The organism is Bradyrhizobium sp. PRIMUS42 (assembly GCF_023006515.1).
Taxonomy (GTDB): Bacteria; Pseudomonadota; Alphaproteobacteria; order Rhizobiales; family Xanthobacteraceae; genus Bradyrhizobium.
Window position 1 is genome coordinate 1 of sequence record NZ_JALBGZ010000385.1, and the last position, 6,113, is coordinate 6,113.

A 6,113-nucleotide genomic window follows, 5' to 3' on the forward strand; every position below is an offset into this window, starting at 1 on the left:
ACCGCGTCAACGGCGCCCGGCCTCAAGGCGCGCCGGTCGGCATGGCGGTCGCGGAGGACGGCGCCATTTGGCTGGTCGAGGACAAGAACCAGACCGTGATCCGCATCGATCGCGCCACGGGTGATCCGCAACCGTCCCTGCCCTGCGACATGCGCAGCCAGGCGATGATCGACCAGCTCGTGGCCTTCGTTGCGAGGGATGCGCAGAACAGCGTCCGGCTGACCACGCTACGCAAAGGCCTCGTCGAGAAGCATTGCGCCGGCTGCCATTCCGATTTCGGCTTGAAGGAAGGCCAGTCGGAGACTGAAAAGGACGTGGCAGCGCTCCGCTTCATGCTGGCCCAGGACGGCTGGATCTATCCGGGCGATCCCTATGCCGGCAAGCTGCGCGCGCGCCTGCGCGGCATTGGCGCGGAGAAACTGATGCCGCCAGGCGGCGAGAGCCTGCCGAAGACCGAGCCCGGCTACACGCGCCTGCTCGACACAATGGACTTGCTCGTTGCGAACATGGTTCCGGGCACACGGATGCGGATCAAGCCCGGCCCGCCGCAGCGCAAGTTCTTTGGCAAAACGAACAAGGAATGCGGCGAAATACCGGCTGCGAAGGTCGTTGTCGTGACACAAAGGAGCGCTGTAGACAAACCCGGCTTCAGCCGATTCTTCCGCCCGGCCGACCCCTACCTGAATGGCGAGTGCAGCGACGGCGATGGCTATTACATCCGGCAGGAATTTCTGGTGCCTGTGCAGTAGCGTCCTCCTCGTCGTTGCGACGGCGTCCGCCCAGGCGGAAACGAAGCTGTTCGAAAGCGTGCAGGTGACGCCCGCCGGCGAATATACCTTCGGCATCGAGGGCCCGGCTTCTGACCTCGATGGCAATCTGTTCGTGGTCAATCTCGGCAAGCCCGGCACCATCGGCAGGCTGCCTGCGGGCGGTGCGGCGTCGGAGCCATTCATGGCGCTGCCCGAGGGCAGTGTCGGCAATGCCATCCGCTTCGATGGCAGCGGCACCATGTTCATCGCCGACTACAAGAAGCACAACATCTTCGCGATTCCTAAGGGGGCGACCGAGCCGGGCATCTGGTTTCACTCCGACGAGATGAACCAGCCCAACGACATCACGATCGCCCGCGACGGCACGATCTATGCGAGCGATCCGAACTGGAAGGGCAGGGAAGGCCACGTCTGGCGGATTGCGAAAGCCGCCGACGGCACGGTGCAGGGACAAGTGATGTCGGCGCCGCGCGCGATGGGCACCACCAACGGTATCGATCTCAGCCCCGACGGCAAGACGCTCTATGTCGGGGAATCCAGCAGCGGCCAGATCTGGTCCTATGCGATCAACGGCAATGAGCTGACGGCTGCAAAGCTGGTCAAGGCATTTCAGCCCGACACCGTCGACGGACTGCGCACCGATATTGCCGGCCGTCTCTATGTCGCGCGTATTCTCAAGGGGACAGTTGCGCTGATGAAGCCCAATGGCGCGGTCGAGCGGGAGATCGCGCTGAAGGGAAAGGAGCCGACCAACCTCGCCTTCGGCGGCAGCGATGGCAAGACCGTCTTCGTCACCCAGCGTCAGGGCGGCTTCATCGAATCCTTCCGCACCGATCAGCAGGGCCGCGAGCACTGTCTCCAGCGCGGGCGCTGCTGAGCAATGGCTTTAGGTTGAAACGGTTGCCGCTGGTGGTTCACCTCTCCCGCTTGCGGGAGAGGTCGCGCCGAAGGCGCGGGTGAGGACTCTCTCCTCTTGGGGATTGTCCCATTGCGGAAACACCCTCTCCCCAACCCTCTCCCGCAAGCGGGAGAGGGAGTGCACCTCGCTCGTTGCAGCGACCAAGCCTCACGCGACAGGCGCGGCATTCTTCTTGCTTGCATCCTGCCGCCGCAGCGATCAAGACTCTGTGGCACCGTCGAAGCGACCTACGGAGTGTTTGAGTGAAAGCCGTCCATACCGAACTGCACCGCAGCCACGATCCGCAATTCTTCCTGGTCCGCGGCGTCGTCAAGCGCACCACCGAGCAGCCCGAGCGCGCCGACCGCCTGCTCAAGGGATTGAAGGACGGCAGGCACCAGCTGGTCGAGCCGACCACGTTCGGGCAAGGGCCGCGCGCACGGATTCACAGTCCGGAATATCTGTCGTTCCTGAGCGAAGCCTGGGAAGCCTGGACCGCGCTCGGCGATTCCGGCCCGGAGATGATCGGCAACATCCATCCCGTGCGTCATGCTGCCACCTATCCAACCCACATCGTCGGCAAGCTCGGCTGGCACACCGCCGACACCGCGGCACCGATCGGTCCGGGCACCTGGGCTGCAGCCTGTGCCGCGACGGACGTCGCAGTCACCGCCGCGCAGATGGTGATGGACGGCGAGGATGCGACCTATGCGCTCTGCCGTCCGCCCGGTCATCACGCCTATCGCGACATGGCCGGCGGCTTCTGCTTCCTCAACAACAGCGCGATTGCCGCCGCGCATCTGCGGCAGAAGCACGAGCGCGTCGTGATCCTCGACGTCGATGTCCATCACGGCAACGGTACGCAAGGCATTTTCTACGCCCGGCCGGACGTCTACACGATATCGATCCATGCCGATCCGATCGCTTATTATCCATACGTGTGGGGCTATGCCCATGAGCGCGGCGAAGGACCCGGCCTCGGCACCAATCTCAACATCCCCCTGGCGATCGGCACCGGCGACGATGGCTACATCCAGTCCCTGGACGTCGCGCGCAAGGCGATCGAGTCCTTTGCCCCCGGCGCCCTCGTCATCGCGCTCGGCCTCGATGCCTCCGAGCACGATCCGCTCAAGGGATTGGCCGTTACCACGCCGGGCTTCCGCCGTATCGGCCAGGCCATCGCCAGGATGGGCCTGCCGACCGTGTTCGTGCAGGAGGGCGGCTATCTCTCGGATATTCTGGGCGCGAACCTGACCTCGGTGCTGGCGGGATTCGAAGACGCGCGGTGATTTTCGCTGAATTGACCGTGCTGCATCCACATCGTCATTGCGAGGAGCTCGCGACAAAATTGCGTAGCAATTTTGCGCTGATGCGACGAAGCAATCGAGACTAATGCCGGTGAAAGATTCTGGATTGCTTCGCTTCGCTCGCAATGACGGAGAATAGTCAGAACATCCCGCTCGCCGCGAGCGCCTTGCAGACGTGCCGCATTTCGGACTCGTCAGCGACCATGTCGAGCATGATCGTGGTCAGGCCTTTCGCCGCGAACGCCTTCAGCTTCGCGCCGATCTCCTCGTAGCTGCCGACGAGATAGGGGCAATCGGCCTGGAAGGTCAGGAACGGCAGCAGCCAGTAGCCATTGTCCCGGAGCTCGCCGCTCTGGCCGGCATAGAGGTGCCGCTTCCATACCGAGTCGGTGTTCTCCATGGTGAGCACGAGCAGCTCGCGATCATCGGGGTTGTCGCGAAAGCGTAGCTTCGCGGCCTGCCGCGCCTCCTCGCGTCCCTCGCGCGCGAAGATGCCGAAATTCATGCCGGGCGAGTGGAGGCCGTGATCGAGATCGGGCGGCAACATCTGCATCTTGATGCAGCCCGTCTCTTTCGCCACCCGCTGGGCCGCCTCGGACTGGCCTGCGATCAGGAATTCCGGCATCAGCTCTGGCGGCAGGCGCGGGCGAAGTTGCAGATGGTGCGCGCGGTAGAAACGCCCCTCGAAACTCACCGGCCGCGGGCTCGCCAGCAACTGGCGCATCAGCTCCACGAATTCGCCGAGCCTGATATAGCGGTCGGCATGGGACTGGTCGTCGCCGAGGCCCTGTAAGTCGCTGACCGCCGTCCCCGTGATCATGTTGAGATAGACCTTACGGCCGTGGAGCTGCGCAAAGGACGAGACGAATTTCGCCGCCGTGAACGGGTGCATGTAGACCGGGTTGACGGCGATCAGCGGCGAAGATCGCCTCGTCGCAGCCATGATGTGCTGGGCCATCGCCCAGGGCTCGACGAACACGTCATTGCCTTCGAACAGCAGGATGCCTTCGAAGGCGTTGCTGTCGGCGAATTGCGCCACCCGCATCAGCTCGCCGATATATTTCCCGGGGTCGCGGTTGCGCGAAATCGCTGGAAAGACGCGCAGCCGCGGCGGCGTCATTCAGCCGCTTCCTGGAGTGGCCAGGCATTGCAGCTGATGGGAAGGCCACCGTTGGCGCGGGAGCCGTCGGCGATCGCGAGGCGATGCGAGGGCGATGGCGAGCACAGCGAGAAGCGCCAGCCATCGGGATCGTCGGCGATATCCGGCTTGAAGCTGATCTCGATGGCCTCGCGTGACACCTGCATCGCGAAGGCGTCGAGCGGCAAATTGAGCCCAAAGCCCCTGGCCTTCAGATAGGCCTCCTTGAGCGTCCAGTAGTCGAAGAAGCGCTCGATCGCGGCCGGCGCCGGCAGTCCGCGCAGCGTTTCGACCTCCTCCGGCGCAAAGAAGCGAAGCGCGGTGGACAGCGGCGCCACCCGCTGCGACACGGTTTCGACATCGACGCCGACGGTCTCATGCTTCGACACGACGCAGGCGACGCAGCCGTCGGCGTGAGACAGGCTGAAATGCAGCGCGGTCGAGGTCGCGGGGGCTGCGACAAACGGCCGCCCGTAGCGGCCGGCGCCAAAGGACCAATCGGCCGGCGCGACGTTGGGGGCGACTTTCGACAGCGCCAGGCGCAGCATGGCGTGCGCGAAAATATACTGCCGCCGATGCCGCTCGAACATGAAGCGATCGGCACGGACCCGTTCGTCGACCGAGAGCAGCCGCCGGCACGTCTCGACCGCGCCCGGCACGTCAATGGACTCGATCAGTCCGACAAAGAGTTCAATTCTGTCGTTCGCCATCAATTGGGCCTATTGCGTCAGGCCGAGGGAAAATCCCCGGTCCCGACGGAAGAAACAACTGAGCAAGAATCATCCAAGCAGATCGCTTCTAGCGATCCACCCGGGCGATTTCTTGTCGATTTGCAGGCCGGTTTACCGGCGCAAGCTTGTGCGAGACCCCGGCTCGACACGCGAGCGACCCATGTCCGTAAAGTGAAGCCTGAAGATTGGTACGGCGTCCCGGCCGACGAATCTTACTACTTCTTCTTCTTCTTGGCTTTCTTCGCGCCGCCCAGCACCGAAAGGCTGGCATCGACGTCCTTCAGCGCGGACTGGAGCTTCTTCTTCTCGGCACCCAGCAGCTTCAGGAGGGCCTTGCGGTCCTTGTCGCTCAACGAGGTACCCTTGGTAAATTTGATGAAACCCATAACACTCCCCCGGTTGAAAATAATCGTCCAAATCAAAACGCAGGAATAATCTTGCGCGGTGGCGCCAAATAAGCAAGATGCAACTTGCTCATTCACAGCTTTGGCGAGTGAACCCGTGTTGGCACGGCATGTCACGCCGCCTTGCGAGCGAGCAGTCGGCCGAGCGGCAAGTTGGGTTGGGCGACGGCAGCCACCAATAGCGCGACGAGATCCTTCATCCACGCGCCGACCATAGGGCCGTCCAGCAGCTCGCGCTTGTAATTGCATGAGCCGGTGATGCCGGTCGGACGCTCCTTCAGCATCAGCGACAGCCAGGTCTGGTCGATCGGCAGCACCGGCTGGCCTTCGCGCGCGATGTTGCCGATCGATTCCGTCGCAAGATCCGGCAGATCGAGCGGCCGGCGCAGCGGATTTTGCAGCGTGAAATAGACCTGGAGCACCGAGGCCGGATCAATCCCTTCCCGCTCCAGATGGTCGGCCAGGAGGTTGAACGGCAGCTCTTGCCGCGCATGGGCGTCGAGCACACTTTGGCGGACCTCGGCCAACGCTTGCGCGAACGACAGCTCGGACGTGATCGTCGTGCGGACGATCACCGTGTTCTCGAACGGGCCGACGATGCGGTCGGTGTCGGGCTGAGCGCGATTCGCCATCGCGGTGGCGACCATGATGTCGGAGCGGCCCGTCCGGGCCAGCAGCAGGGCCTTCAGGCCGGTGAGCAGGCACATGAAGAGCGTGCTGTTGTGCTGGCCGGCGAACGTCTTGAGCCGCCCGATCAGCTCACGCTCGAGACTGACCGGATGGTGCCCGCTGGACGCGCCCGGGGTTGACTGGCCGTCGAAGACGGGGGCCGCGCCGCGTAAATTTTCGGTCCAGTCGGCAGCCT

General features: G+C 63.7%; 6 protein-coding genes and 1 pseudogene. 3 read left to right on the top strand and 4 right to left on the bottom strand.

From position 1 onward, the window contains the following. From MOV75_RS24175 to MOV75_RS24185, 3 genes and pseudogenes are all read left to right on the top strand, one after another. Positions 1-749, top strand: a pseudogene (locus tag MOV75_RS24175) (sugar dehydrogenase); the annotation flags it as partial. Continuing rightward, a complete protein-coding gene (locus MOV75_RS24180) occupies positions 706-1,647 on the top strand; it encodes an SMP-30/gluconolactonase/LRE family protein (RefSeq protein WP_246922578.1) in 942 nt (313 codons plus the stop codon). The pseudogene MOV75_RS24175 and the gene MOV75_RS24180, both read left to right, overlap by 44 nt. A 284-nt stretch (positions 1,648-1,931) precedes the next feature. Then, positions 1,932-2,957, top strand: a complete 1,026-nt coding sequence (locus MOV75_RS24185; RefSeq protein WP_246922575.1) for a histone deacetylase family protein — start codon at positions 1,932-1,934, stop codon at positions 2,955-2,957. 157 nt (positions 2,958-3,114) lie between these two features. Here MOV75_RS24185 and MOV75_RS24190 read toward each other — a convergent pair whose 3' ends face one another. The 4 genes from MOV75_RS24190 to MOV75_RS24205 form a co-directional block, all read right to left on the bottom strand. Next, a complete protein-coding gene (locus MOV75_RS24190; RefSeq protein ID WP_246922571.1) occupies positions 3,115-4,095 on the bottom strand; it encodes an LLM class flavin-dependent oxidoreductase in 981 nt (326 codons plus the stop codon). Further along, positions 4,092-4,823: a 4'-phosphopantetheinyl transferase superfamily protein gene (locus MOV75_RS24195; protein ID WP_246922568.1), complete on the bottom strand. Its 732-nt coding sequence runs from the start codon at positions 4,821-4,823 to the stop codon at positions 4,092-4,094. Before MOV75_RS24195 ends, MOV75_RS24190 begins: the two co-directional genes overlap by 4 nt. Positions 4,824-5,059: 236 nt before the next feature. Continuing rightward, a complete protein-coding gene (locus MOV75_RS24200) occupies positions 5,060-5,230 on the bottom strand; it encodes a hypothetical protein (protein ID WP_246922565.1) in 171 nt (56 codons plus the stop codon). 131 nt (positions 5,231-5,361) lie between these two features. Next, positions 5,362-6,113: condensation domain-containing protein (locus MOV75_RS24205; RefSeq protein WP_247006746.1), on the bottom strand; the 752-nt coding region annotated here is incomplete at its 5' end.